General features: G+C 48.3%; 15 protein-coding genes and 1 riboswitch. Of the genes, 13 read left to right on the plus strand and 2 right to left on the minus strand.

Going from position 1 to position 20,191, the window contains the following annotated elements; all coding sequences use genetic code 11:
• Positions 1-638: 638 nt before the first annotated feature.
• Complete coding sequence (locus Q0G26_RS10500) at positions 639-2,381, minus strand: NFACT family protein (RefSeq protein WP_293830470.1); 1,743 nt, start codon at positions 2,379-2,381, stop codon at positions 639-641.
• Positions 2,382-2,660: 279 nt separating this feature from the next.
• Between Q0G26_RS10500 and Q0G26_RS10505 the strand changes: the two genes are divergently transcribed.
• From Q0G26_RS10505 to Q0G26_RS10560, 12 genes are all read left to right on the plus strand, one after another.
• Positions 2,661-3,560, plus strand: coding sequence for a YicC/YloC family endoribonuclease (locus Q0G26_RS10505; RefSeq protein WP_293830472.1), 900 nt, complete (start codon positions 2,661-2,663; stop codon positions 3,558-3,560).
• A 14-nt stretch (positions 3,561-3,574) separates the two neighbouring features.
• Positions 3,575-3,841, plus strand: coding sequence for an extracellular matrix/biofilm regulator RemA (remA, locus tag Q0G26_RS10510; RefSeq protein ID WP_009146168.1), 267 nt, complete (start codon positions 3,575-3,577; stop codon positions 3,839-3,841).
• A 7-nt stretch (positions 3,842-3,848) separates the two neighbouring features.
• On the plus strand, positions 3,849-4,484 hold the full coding sequence (gene gmk, locus Q0G26_RS10515) for a guanylate kinase (protein WP_293830474.1): 636 nt from the start codon (positions 3,849-3,851) through the stop codon (positions 4,482-4,484).
• A 67-nt stretch (positions 4,485-4,551) separates the two neighbouring features.
• Positions 4,552-4,740: a DNA-directed RNA polymerase subunit omega gene (gene rpoZ / locus Q0G26_RS10520; RefSeq protein WP_148495367.1), complete on the plus strand. Its 189-nt coding sequence runs from the start codon at positions 4,552-4,554 to the stop codon at positions 4,738-4,740.
• A gap of 18 nt (positions 4,741-4,758) precedes the next feature.
• Complete coding sequence (gene coaBC, locus Q0G26_RS10525) at positions 4,759-5,967, plus strand: bifunctional phosphopantothenoylcysteine decarboxylase/phosphopantothenate--cysteine ligase CoaBC (protein WP_293830476.1); 1,209 nt, start codon at positions 4,759-4,761, stop codon at positions 5,965-5,967.
• A 369-nt stretch (positions 5,968-6,336) separates the two neighbouring features.
• A riboswitch (SAM riboswitch) is annotated at positions 6,337-6,445 on the plus strand.
• A gap of 102 nt (positions 6,446-6,547) precedes the next feature.
• Positions 6,548-7,726 carry a methionine adenosyltransferase gene (gene metK, locus Q0G26_RS10530; RefSeq protein WP_293811919.1) on the plus strand — a complete coding sequence of 393 codons (1,179 nt, stop codon included), beginning with the start codon at positions 6,548-6,550 and terminating at the stop codon, positions 7,724-7,726.
• 203 nt (positions 7,727-7,929) lie between these two features.
• A complete protein-coding gene (locus Q0G26_RS10535; RefSeq protein WP_293830477.1) occupies positions 7,930-9,048 on the plus strand; it encodes an efflux RND transporter periplasmic adaptor subunit in 1,119 nt (372 codons plus the stop codon).
• Between the two features lie 2 nt (positions 9,049-9,050).
• Complete coding sequence (locus Q0G26_RS10540) at positions 9,051-12,134, plus strand: efflux RND transporter permease subunit (RefSeq protein WP_293830478.1); 3,084 nt, start codon at positions 9,051-9,053, stop codon at positions 12,132-12,134.
• A gap of 2 nt (positions 12,135-12,136) precedes the next feature.
• On the plus strand, positions 12,137-13,072 hold the full coding sequence (rnhC, locus tag Q0G26_RS10545) for a ribonuclease HIII (protein WP_293830480.1): 936 nt from the start codon (positions 12,137-12,139) through the stop codon (positions 13,070-13,072).
• A 5-nt stretch (positions 13,073-13,077) separates the two neighbouring features.
• The gene (locus Q0G26_RS10550; protein ID WP_293830482.1) at positions 13,078-13,926 is read left to right on the plus strand and encodes a ChbG/HpnK family deacetylase; all 849 of its coding nucleotides are present in this window, start codon (positions 13,078-13,080) and stop codon (positions 13,924-13,926) included.
• 41 nt (positions 13,927-13,967) lie between these two features.
• Positions 13,968-14,987 carry a lysylphosphatidylglycerol synthase transmembrane domain-containing protein gene (locus tag Q0G26_RS10555; RefSeq protein ID WP_293830484.1) on the plus strand — a complete coding sequence of 340 codons (1,020 nt, stop codon included), beginning with the start codon at positions 13,968-13,970 and terminating at the stop codon, positions 14,985-14,987.
• A 42-nt stretch (positions 14,988-15,029) separates the two neighbouring features.
• A complete protein-coding gene (locus Q0G26_RS10560; RefSeq protein ID WP_293830486.1) occupies positions 15,030-16,589 on the plus strand; it encodes a glycosyltransferase family 39 protein in 1,560 nt (519 codons plus the stop codon).
• 250 nt (positions 16,590-16,839) lie between these two features.
• Here the strand turns inward: Q0G26_RS10560 and ilvD are convergent, their stop codons facing one another.
• Entirely contained in the window at positions 16,840-18,516 is a 1,677-nt protein-coding gene (ilvD, locus tag Q0G26_RS10565) for a dihydroxy-acid dehydratase (protein WP_293830488.1), read from the minus strand.
• A 707-nt stretch (positions 18,517-19,223) separates the two neighbouring features.
• Between ilvD and Q0G26_RS10570 the strand changes: the two genes are divergently transcribed.
• A complete protein-coding gene (locus Q0G26_RS10570) occupies positions 19,224-20,168 on the plus strand; it encodes a nitronate monooxygenase (protein WP_293830489.1) in 945 nt (314 codons plus the stop codon).
• Positions 20,169-20,191 lie beyond the last annotated feature (23 nt).

Below are 20,191 nucleotides of genomic sequence, written 5' to 3' on the forward strand. Positions count from 1 at the left end.
TGGAAGCGGCCTGGGAGGATAGATAGCTGCCGGTTAGAAAAAAAGAACCATACCAAAAGGTATGGTTCTTTTTTTCTGCCTGCAGCTATCTTATGACCAGCAGCGGGCCTGGCTGCCCAGCCACCGCATTTGAAGGAGCAAAGCGACGCGCAAATGTGTTTGTGGCGAGGCGTGTCGTAAGTAAGCTTTGCTTACTTACGACTGAGGATAGATAGCTGCGGACTAACTTAGCTTACTACCGAACTTTCTCTGTTCGCGAGAGTTATATCGTTCCAGTCAGCAGCAATTTTCCCGTGCCCATAGGGCACAACGCAAAGTTCGCATGGAACCAGGACGAAGTGCCGCAAAACTCGCGCTATGCTGGGAGATTTTTCTATAGCAGATTGCTTAGCGCTCAGACAGTTGCGACACTTCGATGGTACCAGATGCTTATTTGCTAAAATTGCTATTCCCTACACGATATATCCCTCGCTCAGTTTACATTATATATCTATCACTTTTATTTAGAAACTTATTTTTCTGCTCTATAAGATATCTACACTCAAAACACTTCACCCTAGCCTAAAACGCGCCTCGATTCATATTTCTATGAATCAGGGCGCTTTTTATATCCTGATGGCTTTAACTATGACTGAATCTTACTTCAGATATTTTTGGATTAACTCCATATCAGGTGTTGTGTAATAAGTATTCTGGTTTGTAAAAATAACAAAGCCGGGCTTGCTGCCTGCAGGTTTCTTTACATAGCGTCTTTGTACGCAGTCGACAGGAACATTGCTGCCGTCGCGCGCTTTGCTGAAATATGCTGCCAGCTGCACAGCAAGATTAATATCCTCCTGACGTGCTTCCGGCAGTGACGTTTTCAAAATAATGTGTGAGCCGGGGATATCCTTGGTGTGGAACCATAAATCTTTAGGATTGCCCAAGGTAAAGGTAACATAATCGTTCTGCTTGTTGTTTTTGCCGATATACAAATCTGCTTCAGAATTTAAACGGATATGCAGAGGCTGTGATTTTTGCAGTCCGGCATTTTTCTTCTTTTTATTCGTGTCCTTAAGCAGACCGCTGCCAAGCATTTCCTGATTAATCTCTTCAATTTCTTCCTTCGTTGTAGCGGTGAGCAGTGAAGCGTCCAGGCTTTCCAGATAAGCAAGCATTTCTTCCGTAGATTCCTGTTGTATACGCACTTCGGTTTGAGCGCGCTTATATTTATTATAGCGCTTGTAGTAGGCCTGTGCGTTTTCCGTAGGCGAAAGGATGGGAGAAAGGCTGACCGTAACCGGTTCGCCGTCATAAATATTAATCAGCTCGGCGCTTGTCTGGCCTTTTTTTATCTGGTAGATATTGGCCATGATAGTATCTGCCAGCATACGCTGTTCCTCGGCATTGGCTGCATGAGCTAAATCCTCCTGCAGAGCCTGTAGCTTTTTCTTGAGCTTAGCAGTTTCGCTGTTCACCAGTTTTTGCAGCTGTTCATGGCGTGGCAGTTGGATAGGCTTCAGGCTGACAGCAAAATTCAGCGCACTGTTGATATCGGTAAATTCTTTAACCTGCATGCCGTCCTGCACATTCTGCGGAGGCAATACCAGCAAGGTTTTTACTTGATTTGTACGGCTTATGAGCGCATAGACAGGATGCTTGGCTGCCTGTAACTGCATATCTGCCTGCAGCTTGCCGATAACCTGCGCTAGGGACTGCCAGGCAGGGCTTTCCAGACGCACCTCCTGCGGCAGGATATCCGCAGCGGCCAAAAGCTCCAGCGTTGTCATTTTGCCGACACCGGTGGTAGCGCTGATAAAGGCCTTGGCAAAGTTGGCTGCAGGCAGGCTGTTGGCAGCCTGCACAATTTTTGCCGGGTCATCAGTCAAAAGGTTAAGTCCTTCCTGCGGCGGGGGCGCAATATAGGCTTTTCCCGGTAGGATAGTGCGATAGCTGCTCTGTGCTGCGCTTACATGCTTCAGAGAGTCGATAATAACATCATCCTGCGTAAGAATAATATTGCTGTTTTTACCGGTAAGCTCAAAAATCAGCTTTTTGGTAATAATTTTACTGGAAGCGCCTAAAAGATCAATCTCCAGCGTAATAATGCGGTCCAGGCCGCTTTGGCTGATTTTTGTGATGCGTCCTTCCTCCAGATGCTTGCGCAGAAGCATGCAGAATGTGGGCGGAGTTTCCGGGTTTTCCGGCAGCTGCTGCGGCAGATAAAGCACACAGCTGCCGTTGTGCATATCCGCCAGCAGGCTGCTGGTATCGCGTGTTCTGCGGACGAGCAGCAGAAGTGACTGCGGATTAGGCATATATACCTTATATATTTTGCTGCCCAGCAGCTCTTCATTCAATGTATCTGTAAGCAGCTTTAAAGTTAAGCCTTCAATGTTCATAGGGACTCCTTTCGGTGCAGGCTCGGCAAAGTTTTTTGAACCTGCGGGAATACAATGCAATTTATTAATTTATCATATTATACTCCATTACCTGCAACAAGTATAGCAAAACAAAAATGGGCCATTTCTTTATCTAAGCGACGAAAAACGAAGAAAAATGCTGAAATCATTAGAGAAATATGGTATAATAGATTTTCAAGATAAGATTGAAGCAAAAAATACTTATCTTTTAAGCTGAAATAACATCACCTTTGTTGGTGAGGATGAAGGAGGAAGCCTGTGTTAAAAAGTATGACCGGTTTCGGCCGTGGTTCCTACGAGGATGCAGATTTTTCTGTTAACATTGAAATGAAAACCGTGAACCACCGGTATAACGAGGTTGCTATCCGTTTACCGCGATTTTTGAATCCTTTGGAGGATAAAATCCGTAAAACTATTTTAAAAACCGTTAGCCGTGGACGTATTGATGTGTTTATTACTGCTGATTATAATGTCAGCGGCAACTGCACTCTGAAGGTTGATAAAAACCTTGCTGCTGCCTATCATAAGGCATTGCAGGAGGTAGGCGTTGCTATCGGAGCTGACGCTGCAGGCATTAACGCTGCTGCAGAAATTCTCTATTTATCAAAATGCCCTGACGTGATTAACGTTAAGGAAGGCTTTTTTGATGTAGAAAGCGTTTGGCCCAAGGTTGAGCAGGCTGTTGAGCAGGCTGTTGCTAATCTGGTAGCTATGCGTGAAACAGAGGGTGGCAATATCTACGGTGATTTCATTTACCGTGCAGATCTGATTGCCGAAAAGCTGGCACAGATTGAAGAGCGTTCTCCCTTAGTTGTGGAAGAATACCAGGTTAAGCTGCAGGAACGTCTGACTAATCTTCTGGCTGACAATAATATCAAGGTTGAGCCGGAGCGCTTGCTGCAGGAGGTAGCAATTTTTGCTGACCGCACCAGCATTACAGAAGAAATTGTTCGCTTGAAGAGCCATATCAAGCAATTCAAGACCATCATCGCTTCCGACCAGCCAGTAGGACGCAAGCTGGACTTCCTTATCCAGGAATTCAACCGTGAAGCAAATACTATTGCTTCCAAAGCCAACGATTATACTATGGCACAGATAGTCGTAGAAATTAAGGCGGAAATAGAAAAAATCCGTGAGCAGATTCAGAACATTGAATAAAACTGGAGGAAGTTATGGATATAAAGCTAGTTAATATCGGCTTTGGCAACATTGTCGCAGCCAACCGCATTATTTCTATTATCAGTCCGGAATCGGCACCGATTAAACGTATTATCCAGGAAGCCCGCGATAAAGGCATGCTGGTTGATGCAACCTACGGACGTCGTACTCGTGCTGTAGTTGTGGTGGACAGCGGTCATATCATCCTGTCTGCGGTACAGCCGGAAACTGTAGCCAACCGTCTGGTAGCACAAACTGCTGATTCTGAAGAAGAGGAGTAATTGGATCATGAGCAACGATATTGATAATGTTACTCCCAAGGGAGTACTTCTTGTAGTATCCGGTCCGTCGGGAGCAGGCAAAGGAACTATTTGCCAGATGCTGAGAGACCAGCTGCCGGATTTAGGTTATTCTATTTCTGTTACTACACGCGCACCGCGCACGGGTGAGGTTGACGGAGAGAGCTATTTCTTCAAGACAATTCCCGAGGTTAAGCAGATGATTGAAAAGGGCGAGCTGTTGGAATATGCCGAGGTATACGGCAATTATTACGGCACACCGCGCAAATACGTGGAGGAGCAGCTGGAATCCGGCCGTGACGTATTGCTGGAGATTGATATTCAGGGCGCTTTGCAGATTAAAAAGCGCTTCCCCGAGGGCGTATTTGTTTTCATCGTACCGCCTTCCTTAGATGAGCTTTCCGCACGTATTTATAAACGTGGTACCGACAGTGAGGATGTTATTAAGCGCCGTATGGCTTCCGCAGCTAGTGAGCTGACCTACGCAGCGGAATATGACTATATCATCGTTAATGATGTTGCGGAAAAGGCAGCGCAAAAGGTGCTGACAATTATGGAGGCTGAGCGTTACCGCGTAGCCAGAACATATTTTATTGTTGATAAGATTTGTAAAGCTAAAAAATAAATTTACATTATGCAGCAGTCTGTTGTATAAACCATGAAATACTTAAAGGAGTGATTCTATAATGTCTATGGTAGATCCGTCTATTGACTATTTGGCAGAAAAAGTAGATAGCAAATACACTTTGGTTATTTTGGCAGCAAAAAGAGCACGCGAGCTCACTATTCCCGGCGTAAATTCCGCGGAAAAAGAGGTCAGCGCTGCGCTGAAGGAAATTGCTAACGATACTATTACCTACGAGCGTACTAAAAACGTATAACAGCGGGAGGGTAAAACCTTGTTAAAGGGCAAAAAAATTGTTTTGGGAGTAACCGGCGGTATTGCCGTTTATAAGGCTGTAGATCTTGTAAGCCGTCTGCGTAAGCAGGGCTGCGAGGTGCGTGTGGTCATGACCGAGCATGCGCAGCAGTTTGTTACTCCGTTAACCTTCAAGGAAATCAGCGGTAATGCTGTTGCTACCAGCATGTGGAACAGCAACCAGGAATTTAATGTTGAGCATATTGCTTTGGCAAATTGGGCAGACGCTTTCTTAGTTGCACCTGCTACCGCTAATATTCTGGCTAAAATGACATATGGCATTGCGGATGATCTGCTGAGCACTACGCTTTTGGCAGCTCAGGCACCGATAGTTGTCTGCCCCGCAATGAATACCGGTATGTATCTTAATGCTGCAACCCAGGAAAATATCGCTAAGCTGCAAAGCCGCGGTATTACTGTAATGCCGCCTGCTTCCGGACATCTTGCCTGCGGCACCAGCGGCCCCGGCCGTCTGCCTGAACCGCAGCAGATTGTGGAGTTTATGAGCAGCTTTTTTGCCGGCCGTGAGGGCGATCTGCGTGGCCTGAAGGTACTTGTTACCGCAGCAGGTACACGTGAACCGATTGACCCCGTCCGCTTTGTCGGCAACCGTTCCAGCGGCAAGATGGGCTATGCTGTAGCTCAGATGGCTGCCGAGCGCGGTGCTGAGGTACTGCTTATCAGCGGTCCTTCTGCGCTTGCTGTACCGCCTAATGTGAAGGCTGTGCAGGTTGAATCAACCAATGAAATGCTGGAGGCCTGCCTCGCAGCTTATGATGCAGTTGATATCGTTATCAAGGCAGCGGCAGTTGCCGATTACCGTCCGCGTGACGTAGCAGACCAAAAGATTAAAAAGAAAACAGATGATGCTCTGACTGTAGTTATGGATAAAAATCCGGATATCCTCAAAACCTTGGGTGCGAAGAAAACGCATCAGGTGTTGGTTGGTTTTGCTGCAGAAACGCAGAATCTGTTGGCTAATGCCCGCGAAAAGGTAGTTAAAAAGAATCTTGATATGATTGTAGCCAACGATGTTACGGCTGCCGGTGCCGGTTTCAATTCCGATACCAATATTGTTAAGTTCCTTTATGCTAACGGCGATGTATGCGAGCTGGAGCAGATGCCGAAGGTTGATGTGGCGAATCGTATATTGGACGAGGCTTTGCGTATACGTCGCGAGCGCGTATAAGACCGCATCTGCGTCATGACCGCTCCTCGACGTACTAGAAGTACGCCGTCGTCGCAATCATATAGCATCTGAAGCCTTCTCCGCGCTCTTTGAAGTAGGGATTGTAAGGCCGCATCTGTGTTATGACTGTTTCTCGACGTAGCAGTAGTACGCCATCGTCGCAATCATATAGCATCTGAAGCCTTCTCCGCACTCTTTGGAGTAGGGATTGCAAGGATACGTATGCATTATGAATCCCTGTATAATAGAATTAAATTCTATTTAGCGTAGGCTGTTACGGAAAAGACCTTTTCACATATTTTTCGTAAAAAAAGTACTTGTCATTATCTTGTTTTTGTTATATAATGGCATCTGTAACCAATTTAATACAACTCATCAAGAGCGATGGAGGGAATGGCCCTGTGAAGTCGCAGCAACCATTGCAGCGTGACAGCTGTAAAACGGTGCTAAGTCCTGCAGTTTATCTGTAAGATGAGAATGCTAAGAGTAATAATTTAAGGCGTTCTCATAATGAGAACGCCTTTTCTTATACCATCTAAACACTCTCAACAACGTTTTTTATTTATGAAAGGAGCTACCAATGAGAAAATTATTTACTTCCGAATCCGTTACCGAAGGTCATCCCGATAAAATAGCAGACCAAATTTCCGATGCTGTGCTTGATGCCATCCTGACTCAGGATCCTAAAGGCCGTGTTGCTTGCGAAACTATCGTTACTACCGGTCAGGTTCACATTTTCGGTGAAATTTCTACCCAATGCTATGTTGATATCGCACACATTGCTCGCGAAACTATCAACAATATCGGTTACAACCGTGCAAAATTCGGTTTTGACGGCAATACCTGTGGTGTGCTGATTTCCATCGACGAGCAGTCCCCTGATATCGCTATGGGCGTTGACAAAGCGCTGGAAGCTAAGGAAGGCCAGGCTGCTGAGGAAGAAACCGGTGCCGGCGACCAAGGTATGATGTTCGGTTATGCAACCAACGAAACCGAAAGCTACATGCCGATGCCTGCATATCTGGCTAACAAGCTGGCTCTGCAGCTGACCAAGGTTCGCAAAGAAGGCGTGCTGCCTTACCTGCGTCCGGACGGCAAAACTCAGGTTACCGTTGAATATGACGACGGCAAACCTGTTCGCGTAGATACTATCGTTATTTCTTCCCAACATGCACCGGAAGTTTCCAACGAGCAGATTCGCAAAGATATTATCGAAAAGGTTATCGCACCGATTGTTCCTGCAGAAATGCTGGATGCGGAAACCAAATACTACATCAACCCGACCGGCCGTTTCGTTATCGGCGGTCCTCAGGGTGACGCTGGTCTGACCGGCCGTAAAATCATCGTTGATACCTATGGTGGTATGGCTCGTCATGGCGGCGGTGCTTTCAGCGGCAAGGATCCCTCTAAGGTTGACCGCAGTGCTGCTTATGCTGCACGTCACGTTGCTAAAAATATCGTTGCCGCAGGTCTGGCTGACAAATGCGAAATCCAGCTGGCATACGCTATCGGCGTAGCACATCCGGTTTCCGTTCTGGTTGAAACCTTTGGCACCGGCAAAATCAGCGAAGACAAGATTGCTGAGCTGGTTCGCAAAAACTTCTCCCTGAGCCCGACCGGCATTATCCGTGAGCTGGATTTGCTGCGTCCTATCTACAAGCAGACTGCTGCTTATGGTCATTTCGGCCGTACCGATGTAGATCTGCCTTGGGAGCATACCGAAAAGGCTGCTGCACTGCGCGAGCAGGCTGGCCTGTAAGCTTAACTTAAAACTGTCGAAAGCACGCTGTCCGCAGCGTGCTTTTTCTATGTCTGCCTGAGGCTTTGCACTTGCTAACTTATCTTGATAAGAGGTATAATATTATTATCTATAACTATAATTACTCCGTAATAAACTCAGTTAAAATTAAACTTACCCCATTATAATTTACCCCGGAGAGAATGGTGCAGGGAGGAAAGAAAGTGAATTTACAGAATCGCAAGGTTAAGATAGCACTAGGCCTGATGCTGGCGGTATGCGTAATTATCGGTTACCGTATTTACAGCAATATCCAGGCAGATAAGGCGCGTGCTGCCAAACTGTCGCAGGTGCGCAATGTGGCGGTTGTTACTGCTCATCCCGTAAGGCAGACGATTGTTCCCAGTCTGAGCTTTTCCGGCAGTCTGGATCCTGAATGGCAGGCAGAGGTTGCTGCTAAGGTGGACGGACGCCTGGAAAAGGTTTATGTCCGTGAAGGCGACCGTGTGAGCCGCGGGCAGGTGTTGGCAATTTTGGAGCAGACGGATACCGATGCCGGTCTCTTGAATGCCAAAGGTAGTTTTCTTGATGCACAGACCAGCCTGCGTAAGGCGGAAACAGATTTGCAGCGCTATGAAAAGCTTTATGCTACGGGCGCAGTTTCGCAGCAGGTGGTAGATGATTACCGCTTTGCGCGTGATAATGCTGCAGCCAAGCTGGAGGCTGCCAGAGGCAGTCTGCGTGCGATGGAGTCTAAGTCTGAAGGCACGGTGCTGACAGCGCCGGCTGACGGAATTGTTGCAAAGCGTTATTATCAGGAGGGTTATTACGCAAAGGCAGGTACGCCTATTTTTGCCGTTGCGGATATTTCTATGCTGAAAACTACGATTCATATTCCAGAAGGACAGATTGCCGGTGTACACGTTGGCAATGAAGCAAGCATTACTCTGCCTGCTTATCCAGGTAAAAAGCTGCTAGGCAAAATTACCCGCATCGCTCCGGTAGCAGATTTGCCGGCGCATACCTTTGCGGCAGAGGTGAGCGTTGATAACAGCGAAGGTCTTTTGGCCGGCGTCTATGCTAACGTTACGCTTACCGCTTCGCCTAAAGCTGATGTGCTGACTATTCCGGTGCAGGCTATTGTGATGCGTGATGACCAGCAGACAGTGTTTGTGGTTGATGATAAGGGTGTAGTGCAGCGTCGTGTGCTGAATGTCGGCTATACGAATGATAAGCTTGCTGAAATAGTGAGCGGACTTGATGAAAAGGATACTATTGTTACCGAAGGACATAACAAGCTGCGTGAAGGCAGCAAGATAGATTTGAAAAAGGCTGGTAAATAACGATGATTGGAACATTTATCAAGCGGCCGGTCTTTACTACCATGTTTATTTTGCTGTTGGTGGTGTTCGGTATCCGCTGCTATCCGGAAATCGGAGTTGACCTGAATCCTGATGTTGATTTGCCTATTGTCAGCGTGCGTGTTACCTACAGCGGTGCTTCGCCGCAGGAAATGGAAACGCTGGTTACCAAGCCGATTGAGAACCGCGTCAGCCAGGTTTCCGGTATCAAGACGCTGTCTTCAACTGTGCTGGAAGGCTACAGTGAAACTGTTCTGGAATTTAATATCGGTGTAGACCCGCAGGTGAAGGCCAGTGAGGTGCGTGAAAAGGTTGCCAGTGTGCGCAAGGCTCTGCCTGATGATATCGACGAGCCGGTAACGCAGACAGTTGACATCAACTCCCGCGCTATTGTGGCCTATACCTTTGCTTCGCCTTCGCGCAGCCGTGGTGAAATCCGCCGCATTGTGGAGGATAATATCAAGGATGAGCTGCAGATGGTGGAGGGCGTTTCCGAGGTTACCGTTGTCGGTGCCAGCCAGCGTGCTATCCGCATTGTGCTGAAGCCGGAAAAGCTGGCGGAATATGGTATTGCCTATCAGACAGTGCGCAGTAAGCTGAACGCCAACAACTATAATACTCCCGGCGGTAAGGCAAAAAATGACGCTATGGAAATCACTGTGCGTACCTTGGGCAAGTATAACAATATTAATGATATTAAGCAGGTAGTAGTTGCCAATCATAACGGCCGTCCTGTTTATATTAGTGAAATTGCTGATGTTCTTGACTCCTGGGAGGATGAGGATACCTTTGCCAGTGCTAACGGCGTTCCCTGTGTTATGACCTTTGTGCGCAAGCAGTCCAAAACCAATACTGTTGATGTTACCGATAATGTCAATGCCAAGATGGAGGAGCTGAAGCACAGCAATCTGCCGCCTGATATCATTGTTGATAAGGTGCGCGACCAGTCCAACTATATCCGCGATAACATTGCGGATGTCTGGAATGCGATTCTTTTCGGCGGTTTTCTGGCGCTTTTGATAACATATCTTTTCCTGCGCAATTTCCGTGCGACAATTATCGGCGGTTTGTGTATTCCTACGTCTATTATCGCCACCTTCTTTATGATGAAGGTTATGGGCTTTACGCTGAATAATATGTCGCTGATGGCTTTGAGCCTGGCAGTCGGCATTTTGATTGATGATGCGATTGTAGTAATTGAAAATATTTTCCGTCATATCGAGATGGGACAGACGCCGTTTGTGGCAGCCAAGGAAGCGACGGAGGAGCTGACGCTGGCAATTTTGGCGACGTCCCTGAGCTTAATGGCTGTATTTGTGCCTATCGGCAATATGGGTGAAACCATCGGCCAGTTCTTTAAGCAGTTCGGTCTGACGGTTGCCTTTGCGGTAGCGTTCTCTACTATCGTAGCCTTTTCACTTACGCCAATGGTTTCGGCGTATTGGATTAAGGCAGAAACCGAGGAGCAGAGCAGCAAGGAGCGCACGCATTTTGTGCAGAGGGCTCTCGATAAATTCGAAGCAGGCTTTCAGTCCGTGCGTGAAATGTATGACAGCTTAATGGCCTGGGCTTTGGAAAGACCTAAGAAGGTTGTTGCCGTAGGCATCATTTCGCTGCTGCTGAATTTGCTGCTGCTGCCCTTTGTTGGCACGGAATTCCAACCTACATATGATTCGGGTGAATTCAGCGTCAATGTTAAGGCGCCCATCGGCACCAGTCTGCAAAAAACGGTAGAGCTGGCCAAGCCACTGCAGCAGGAGATTTCGCAGCTGCCGGAGGTTAAAATCGTAGCGCTTAATATCGGCAACGGCCGTAATCCTGTTAACCAGGGTTCGTTGGATATCCGCCTGAAGCCAAGCAATGAGCGTGAACGCAGCATGCAGCAGATTATGGATGATTTGCGCGGACGCTTCCAAAATGTTGAAGGCCTGAAGGTTACCGTTGTATCCAACCAGGGCGGCGGCCGTGGCGACAGCCGTCCGGTGCAGGTAGGCCTGCGCGGCAGTAATATCAAGGAGCTGAAAAATTACGCTCAGCAGCTGGCGGATATGCTGCGTCAAACTGAGGGTGCGACCGATGTTGATATATCCGACTCGGAAGAGCAGCCGGAAATCGTAGTTAAGTTGGACCACGCCAAGGCCAGCGAATTCGGTCTTGATGCTACGGAGGTCGGTAAGGTTATCGAAATGGCTATCATGGGCAAAAGCACCAGCAACAGCTATACTATCGGTGACAATGACTATGATATTATCCTGCAGTTGGAGCAAAGCCAGCGCACTAATATCAATGATGTTATGAACCTGCGCATTTCTTCTTCCGCAGGCCAGTTCATCCGCCTGGGTGATATTGCCGATGTGCGTTACGGCAGCGGTCCTACACGCATTGAGCGTGAGGATAAGCAGCGTCAGATCGTTGTTTATGCCAATACAGTAGGTATTTCGCCCGGTGATTTAATCAGCAAGGTGCGCAACGAATATATTCCTGAGCTGAATTTGCCGCCGGGATATAACTATAAGATGATTGGTCAGGCCGATAATATGGCACGCTCCTTTAAAGAGGTTTATAAGGCTGTTATTCTGGCCATAGTTGTGGTATACATGGTGCTGGCGGCGCAGTTCGAAAGCTTTTCGCAGCCGCTGATTATCATGGTATCACTGCCATTTGCGATTATCGGTGCTATCCTGGGCCTGCTTGTTGCAGGACAGACGGCGAACATGATGAGCATGATTGGCTTTACGATGCTTCTTGGTCTTGTTACCAAAAATGCAATTCTGCTGATTGACTATGCCAACCAGGAGCGGGAAAAGGGCATGTCTATCCGTGAAGCAGTACTTCTGGCCTGCTCACTGCGTCTGCGTCCTATTCTGATGACTACCTTGTCTACGATACTCGGTATGTTGCCGATTGCTCTCGGTATCGGCGAGGGTGCGGAGCTGCGCCAGTCTATGGGCGTGGTGCTGATAGGCGGCTTAACAACCTCCACCTTACTGACGTTGGTGGTTGTTCCGTTGATTTATCTGCTCTTTGAGGAGTGGAAGGCGAAAAACTATGTGCAAAGAGGAGAATAGGCGTGAAACAGTTGACACCCAAGGCCTTTGCCGATTACTTGGCAGAGGCTGCAGAAAAAATCCGTCAGGATGGTTTTAGTATTGTTAAAGATAAGCCGATTAATTATGGCCAGCAGATTGCAGTGCAGTTTTGCGAGGCCAAGGCATCCGTGAATATATATAATGGCAAAAAAGGACTGACGCATGTTTATAACGGCGATAGTGCTTTAAAGCAAAGATTACTGCTGCTGCTGGAGGGAGTGCAGACTGCGTCTGAGGAGCTGCAGCCTGCAGCCGCAGGAGCAACAGTAAGCAACGGCCTGTGGGCTGGCAGTGATGAATCCGGCAAGGGTGATTTCTTCGGCAGTCTGGTTGTGGCGGCCACGGTAGTGGACAACACAACGGCAGCGAAGCTGCAGGCTGCGGGCGTTAAGGACTGCAAGCTGCTGACTGATAAAAAAATACTTGAGCTGGAGGATGTTATCAAGGCTACGGTTGTTGATTACAGCGTGCTGGAGCTGAAGCCGAAGATTTATAATCTGCGCTACGAGCAGGTTGCGGCAGCCGGCGGCAAGCTCAATCAGCTTTTAGGCTACGGACATGTGGCGGCTTTGAGTCAGGTGCTGGAGCGGCAAAAGGATTGCCACAGCGCTTTGATTGACCAGTTCACCCAGTCTACGGTGAATTTAAAGGCTTTGCAGCAGCGTTTCCACGGCTGCAGCGTGCGCCAGCAGCCTAAGGCAGAAAGCAATCTGGCGGTTGCTGCTGCTTCGGTGCTGGCCCGCGCCCGTTTCTTGCGGACGATGGACGAGCTGGCGCAGCAGGCCGGCGTAGGCGAGCTGCCGAAGGGCGGCGGCGAGCAGGCAACGGCCTGCGCCCGCCGCTTAGCAGAAAAATACGGCAAGGATGCTTTGCGTGAATATGTAAAGCTGCACTTTGCCAATTACAAAAGAGTGTAGAGATTATGAAAAAACTTATTGTTAACGCAGATGATTTCGGTCTGCATCCTTTGATTAACGCAGGTATTATCAAGGGCTATCGGGAGGGCTTTATTACCAGCACCTCACTGATGCCTAGCGCGCCCTGCTGGCAGGAGGCGGTGCAGCTGGCGCAGGAAAATCCTCAGCTCGGCATAGGCGTGCATCTGACGCTTGTCGGCAGCGTGGCACCTGTGCTGCCTGCAGGCAAGGTCAGCAGCCTGTTGGATGAGCAGGAATTGTTTTTGCCTGATTACGTTGCCTTTGCCAAACGCTTTTACAGCGGCAGCGTCAAGCGCAGCGAGCTGGAAGCGGAGCTGCGCGCGCAAATCGAAAGGGCGCTGGAAGCAAAAATAAACATTACGCATATCGACAGTCATCAGCATACGCATGTGCTGCCGGGAATTAATGCACTTGTATTAAAGCTCTGTAATGAGTATAATATTATAAGGGTACGTATACCTAAGGAGGCCTATACCTTTACCGGCGGCTTTCATACAGGTATCGGCAGAATGATCGGACGCAGCGGGCTAAGCTTTTGTGCTCAGCTGGCGGCGCAGCGCGCCGACAGCCTTGGCCTAAAGCATCCGCAGCATTTCTTCGGGATGCTGGCGGGAGGTCATCTGAATGCGGAGCTGGTAGGCAATATCCTGCGTCAGCTTCCGGATGGCGTCAGCGAGCTGATGACACATCCCGGTCTTGATTCTGTTGCCTTGGGAAAAATATTTCCCTGGCAATATCATTGGCAGGAGGAAATGCAGGCGTACCTTGACAGCGGCAATAAAAAGCTGCTGGAGCAGGAGCATATTCAGCCTGTGAATTTTACGGCCTGCTAAAGCTCTTGTACTAAAAAATAAGCTCATTTGGAGTCTGCTAGATGAATAAAAAATTATTGTTCCGCCTAGGTCTGCTTTTTGGCTTTGTGCTGTTGATTTCGGCGGCGGTTATTTATTTTACATTTGATATACGGACCTTGGAATACCTGACGATGTTTGAGCCTCGCTGTATTCTGCTGGCTTTGTCATGCCTTGCGATAGGCTTGATTTTTGATGGTCTGCGTCTGATTACCCTGGCTTCGGTGACAGACGAGAAGCTGACCTTTCATCAGATTGTGAATGTAGTTCTGAGCAACTACTTTTTGGCGCTGGTAACGCCTGGTGCCAGCGGTGGCGCTATCGCTCAGGTTATGTTTATGCGTAAGGCCGGGGTGCCTGTCGCCAAATCTACGGTAGTAGTTTTGGTGCGCACCGTCATGTCCATAATCTTTCTTATCTTGCTGGTGCCGGTGGTTTTGCACAGTGATGAGGATATAGTAAAATGGATGCCTGCGTCGGTACTGACGATTCTTTCGGTACTGTTTATATCACTGCCGATAATCGTAATTTCCTTGCTGCAAACACGTTATCCTGAGAAGGCGATTATGTGGTTTACCCGCAAGCTTTCATTTACTACGCAGCGCAACTGCTTTATCTGGTATAACGAATTTAAAAATGCCGTTGTAGTTATGGGTAAGCATCCGAAAATGGTTTTCCGTGCGTTTATTGAATCCGGCATGAGCCTGCTCTTTATTTATGCAACTGTGCCTGCGTATTTCACCGGTCTGAATATTGATTTTGATTTGCAGCAGGTAATGGGACGCATGGTGCTGCTGAATTTAATACTGTATTTTTCGCCGACTCCCGGTGGCAGTGGTGTAGCGGAGGCAGGCTTCTTGGTGCTGTTTTCCAATATCCTGCCTAACGGTGTGGAAGGCATTATGGCTGTTCTCTGGCGCTTTACGGCAGAATATCTGCCCTTTATGCTGGGAGCGGTAGTAACCATCAGAGCTTTTGGCAGCGATGTGCTGAATATGGCATCGCTCAAGAGTAAAACTACCGAAGGCAAGAAAAATGAGTAGCTATAAGATAAATTTTGAAATTATTTTGAGGGATGGAAACTGATGAATCAGATTGAAAAAAATAGCCTGCTGATTGTAGCAGGCACTGCGTTATTTATGATTATGTTCGGTATCGGCAGCGTTCCGCTGCTGGATCCGGATGAACCCGTATATGCGGAAACAGCAAGAGAAATGCTGGCTGCCGGTGACTTTTTGTCACCGAGAATTTTTGGTAATTTTTGGTATGATAAGCCGCCAATGTACTATTGGCTGGTTGCTTTTGCGCAATTTATTTTTGGTGATGGTGAGTTTGCGGCCCGTTTTCCTGCGGCGTTGATGGCCTGCGGGACCTCTGTGATGATGTATGTAGGCATTACCGGACTGTTTAATGAACGTGCAGGCTTTTGGTCTGCCATGATACTTACAAGCTGTGTAGAATTTTTCTATATGGGCAAGGCGGCGGTGACAGACACAACGCTGCTCTTTTTTATGACAGGTGCGTTGCTGAGCTTTATCCATAAGCGTTATTGGCTGATGTATGTGTGCATGGCGCTGGCTACTGTTACCAAAGGTCCTATCGGCATAGTTTTTCCGGGTGCGATAATTTTTCTGTATCTGGTGGTTATGGGCCAGCTGCGTGAGATTTTGCGCATGCATGTTATCCGTGGTCTGCTGCTGTATTTTCTCATCGCATCACCTTGGTATTACGCTATGTATACCGTGCATGGCATGGAATTTATCAATACCTTCCTGGGCTTTCACAATATAACGCGTTTTACGACGGCTGAGCATGCCAACCGCGTTACCTTCTGGTATTATTTTCCTGTAATAATCTTAGGCTTGTTCCCCTGGACTGGTATGCTGTGGCAGGCTGCTAAAGCATCTGTCAGCGAAAGCCGTATAGATGATATGCGTAAGCTGCTTTTTTTTCACGTTTGGTGGATTTTCGTGCTGCTGTTCTTTACGATCTGCAAAACGAAGCTCGTATCCTATATTCTTCCGTTATTCCCTGCAATGTCGGTAATTATCGGCTGGAATATAGCGAGAATGCAAAGCAGACTGCGCCATAATACAACCTTTTACGGTTGGGCGGCAGGCAGCGGTATTATGTTTGTCCTGCTCGGCGTTGGCTGGATTGTCGGTGCGCAGTATCTGCCGGAGGCTGATTTCAGCCTGGTGATGCTGGGCGTGCTGACACTGCTTTTGGGTGCAGCGGCAGTCTTTGCGCTGCTGTATTATCGCGATATCGAGCTGGCCTCCTGGCTGCATGTGATGATCGGCGCGGTGACGATGTGTGTTGCCTTCGCTTTTGTTCTGCCCGTGATTGCAGACCGCTTCAGTGTAAAAACTATGAGCAGCGTGTATAAGGAGCAATGTGAGCAGCAGACGCCTATTTATGTCGATAAGTTCCTGCGTCCCGGCTTCATGTATTATGCAGGCAAGCCTGGTATCGAAATGATTCCTCAGACCGGTGCCTTGACAGATGCGCTGCGTGACGGAAGCAAAAAATATCTGCTGGTGCGCGGTTTGGAATATCGTCGCGTGCAGAAGGCAGGTCCTTTGCCGAATAATGTGCGTACAGTAAAGGAAATCAGTGATATTTATCTGCTGGAGCAAAATTGAGTATTAATAATCAACCGTTGAGAGGCTGAAACAGAACTCAGCCTTTAACAGAAAAAACAGTGGAGGGTTACCGTCAGATAAATTCCCACTGTTTTTTAGTGTAAAAAATAAAAAATTCTTAAACTATAGCGATTCTATAATTTGTGAGGTTGGTTTTATCCCAGCCGCTTTTCTTATGCAAAAACTCCCCATCCGTCTTACCTTTCGGTAAGAAAGATGGGGAGTTGCTTTTTCAGCTTATATAATTCTTTTAGTCTTGACCGGGAACCTTCAGTACAGCGCCGGTAGCAGCGGAGGTAACCAAAGCAGCATAGCGTGCCAGGTAACCGCTCTTAACCTTCGGCGGCGGGCAAACCCAGTTCTTACGGCGTTCAGCCAGCTCTTCGTCGCTCAGCTTAACGTTCAGGGTACGGTTCGGAATATCAATTTCAATGATATCGCCGTTTTCAATCAATGCGATATTACCGCCCTCGCGTGCTTCCGGAGAAATATGACCGATGCAGGCACCACGGGTAGCACCGCTGAAACGTCCGTCGGTAAGCAGTGCAACGTCCTTGTCGTGGCCCATGCCTGCCAGTACGGAGGTCGGGTTCAGCATCTCACGCATACCAGGGCCGCCTTTCGGGCCTTCGTAGCGGATAACGACAACGTCACCGGAAACAACCTTTTGGGCGCAAATTGCAGCAATAGCTTCGTCTTCGGAATTATAAACCTTAGCCGGACCGCTGAATACCTTCATGGAAGAATCAACCGCACTTTCCTTGACAACGCTGCATTCCGGAGCGATATTGCCCTTCAGAACAGCGATGCCGCCGGTTTTGTTGTACGGATTTTCTACGCTGTGAATAACCTCAGGACGCAGGATTTCCGCATTTTTGATAAGCTGGCCGACAGTTTTGCCGCTGACAGTCTGGCAGGATTTTTTAATCAGCTTCAGACGGTCAAGCTCGTGCATTACAGCAGGAATGCCGCCGGCTTCGTTCAAATCAACGATGTGGTGGCTGCCGCCCGGGCTCATCTTAGTGAGGTACGGAGTTTTCTTGGAGATTTTATCGAACAGCTCCAGCGGCAGGTCGATGCCTGCTTCGTGAGCGATAGCCGGCAGATGCAGCGCAGTGTTGGAGCTGCCGCCGATGGCCATATCAACGGTAATAGCGTTCTTGAAGGCATTGAGCGTCATAATGTCGCGAGGCAGAACATTTTCCTCCAGCAGACGCATAACAGCCATGCCTGCGTGCTTAGCCAAAGCGATACGCTTGCCGTTGTAAGCAGCGGGGATAGTACCGTTGCCGGGCAGGCCCATGCCAAGAACCTCAGTCAGGCAGTTCATGGTATTGGCAGTGAACAGACCGGAGCAGCTGCCGCAGCCGGGGCAGGCACAATGCTCGATTTCTCTGAGCTCTGCTTTATCAATCTGACCGGATTCAAAACGGCCGGCAGCTTCAAATACAGTAGATACGCTGATATCTCTGCCCTGATAACGGCCGGGCAGCATCGGACCGCCGCTGACAACAACGGTCGGGATGTTCAGACGGGCTGCTGCCATCAGCATACCCGGAACAATTTTATCACAGTTCGGAATCAGGATTAAGCCGTCAAACGCATGGCCGTTGGCAACAGCTTCAATGCTGTCGGCAACCAGCTCACGGCTTGCCAGCGGATATTTCATACCGTCATGGCCCATTGCAATGCCATCACAGATGCCGATAGCCGGGAACTCAATCGGAGTACCGCCTGCTTCTAGCACGCCGTATTTGGCTGCCTTAGCGATGGTATCCAGATGCATATGTCCCGGAATGATTTCGTTAGCGGCACAACAAATGCCGATTAACGGTTTCTTTAATTCTTCTTCAGTATAACCCATTGCATAGAACAGAGAGCGATGGGCTGCGCGGGTTGAACCTTTTTTTACTTGTGTACTGCGCATGTTTCTTGACCTCTTTCCCTTACTTAAATAGTACTACCGTACTGGCTGCTGATAAAGCACCGTATACTTCATCAGGCCGTCTCGACGTACAAGGAGTACGCCATCGACGACCTTCTTCGTCTCCGGCACTTTCTGAGCAGCCTGCGTGGAATGAACTTAGCAAGCTGCTGATAAAGCACCATATACTTCATCAGGTTTCCTCGACGTACAGAATATACGCCATCGTCAAGCTTCTTCGTCTCCGGCACTTTCTGAGCAGCCTGCGCTGAATGAACTTAGCAAGCTGCTGATAAAGCACTGTATACATCATCAGGCCGTCTCGACGTACAAGGAGTACGCCATCGACGACCTTCTTCGTCTCCGGCACTTTCTGAGCAGCCTGCGTGGAATGAACTTAGCAAGCTGCTGATAAAGCACTGTATACATCAGGCCGTCTCGACCTTAGCGCTTTTAGTTGCAGCCAATGCGGTTTAAAATAAAAAACAACAGTCCTGAAGCCTTTCAGGGTACTCATAAAATTTTACAATTTTTATAGCCTGATGTCAAATTTTATGGACAAAAAACTACAATTAAGTGTAAGTTTGCACCTTAAAAGCTACATCATAGTTACATTCTTTACAAACTTAGTAAAGTTTAAAAATAATTCACGATTACTGCGTGGAGAATAGTATATAATAGGCGTGTAAAATTGTTGCGAGGTGATTATCATGAAAACTACATTAACTGAGCTCTTAGGTATAAAATATCCTGTTATTCAAGGCGGCATGGCATGGACCAGTGACGCTGTGCTGGCTGCGGCAGTTTCCAACGCCGGTGGCGCCGGCATCATCGGCAGCGGCGGCCGTACTGTGGAATGGACACGTGACGAGGTGCGCAAGGCAAAATCTCTGTCCGATAAGCCCTTCGGTGTTAACGTTATGCTGATGGCTCCGAACATTGCAGAAATCATTGCTATGCTGTGCGAGGAAAAGGTAGCCTTTGTTACCTTGGGTGCAGGCAACCCGGTACCGCATATTCCTGCCTTTCATGCTGCAGGCATCAAGGTTATTCCCGTAGTGCCTAATGTTAAGCTGGCTAAGCGCATTGAAGCTGCAGGCGCTGACGCTATGGTTATTGAAGGCATGGAGGCTGGTGGTCACATCGGCAAGCAGACTACTATGGCGCTGATGGAGAACGTACTGCCGCAGATTAAATCTGTTCCGGTGCTTGTTGCTGGCGGTATCAGCGATGGTCGTGCGCTGGCTGCAGCTTTGCTGATGGGCGCTGCAGGTGTGCAGATGGGCAGCCGTTTCCTGCTGACCGAGGAATGCCCGGCAAATCCTGCTGCCAAGGAGGCTATTGTTAAGGCAACCGATACTGACAGCGTAGCAACCGGTTATAGCCGTAATCTTGGTGTACGCTGCCTGGCGAACGCTTTTACCGATGCGTATACTGCGCGTGAAATTGCCGGTGCTCCCAAAGAAGAGCTGATGGCTATGGGTACAGGCACCAACCGCAAAGGTATTGTTGAAGGCGATATTGTCAACGGTACTGTTATGTGCGGCCAGAGCCTGAACGTGCTGAATGATATCCTGCCCTGCAAGGATGTTATGGAGCGTATCATTGCTGAAGCTAAAGAGGCTATTGCTAACGTACAGAAAATCGAGCTGTAAAAAATAAAGCAAAAAGCATGCAT

Origin of the sequence: uncultured Phascolarctobacterium sp., from assembly GCF_934190775.1 — a bacterium.
Classification (GTDB): domain Bacteria; phylum Bacillota; class Negativicutes; order Acidaminococcales; family Acidaminococcaceae; genus Phascolarctobacterium_A.

Bases quoted from the DNA above. Each gene is read 5' to 3' on its own strand.
- rpoZ (WP_148495367.1), top strand. From the start codon at position 4,552: ATGGTAGATCCGTCTATTGACTATTTGGCAGAAAAAGTAGATAGCAAA.
- gmk (WP_293830474.1), top strand. From the start codon at position 3,849: ATGAGCAACGATATTGATAATGTTACTCCCAAGGGAGTACTTCTTGTA.
- Q0G26_RS10555 (WP_293830484.1), top strand. From the start codon at position 13,968: ATGAATAAAAAATTATTGTTCCGCCTAGGTCTGCTTTTTGGCTTTGTG.
- Q0G26_RS10550 (WP_293830482.1), top strand. From the start codon at position 13,078: ATGAAAAAACTTATTGTTAACGCAGATGATTTCGGTCTGCATCCTTTG.
- remA (WP_009146168.1), top strand. From the start codon at position 3,575: ATGGATATAAAGCTAGTTAATATCGGCTTTGGCAACATTGTCGCAGCC.
- Q0G26_RS10540 (WP_293830478.1), top strand. From the start codon at position 9,051: ATGATTGGAACATTTATCAAGCGGCCGGTCTTTACTACCATGTTTATT.
- Q0G26_RS10570 (WP_293830489.1), top strand. From the start codon at position 19,224: ATGAAAACTACATTAACTGAGCTCTTAGGTATAAAATATCCTGTTATT.
- metK (WP_293811919.1), top strand. From the start codon at position 6,548: ATGAGAAAATTATTTACTTCCGAATCCGTTACCGAAGGTCATCCCGAT.
- ilvD (WP_293830488.1), bottom strand. From the start codon at position 18,516: ATGCGCAGTACACAAGTAAAAAAAGGTTCAACCCGCGCAGCCCATCGC.
- Q0G26_RS10560 (WP_293830486.1), top strand. From the start codon at position 15,030: ATGAATCAGATTGAAAAAAATAGCCTGCTGATTGTAGCAGGCACTGCG.
- Q0G26_RS10500 (WP_293830470.1), bottom strand. From the start codon at position 2,381: ATGAACATTGAAGGCTTAACTTTAAAGCTGCTTACAGATACATTGAAT.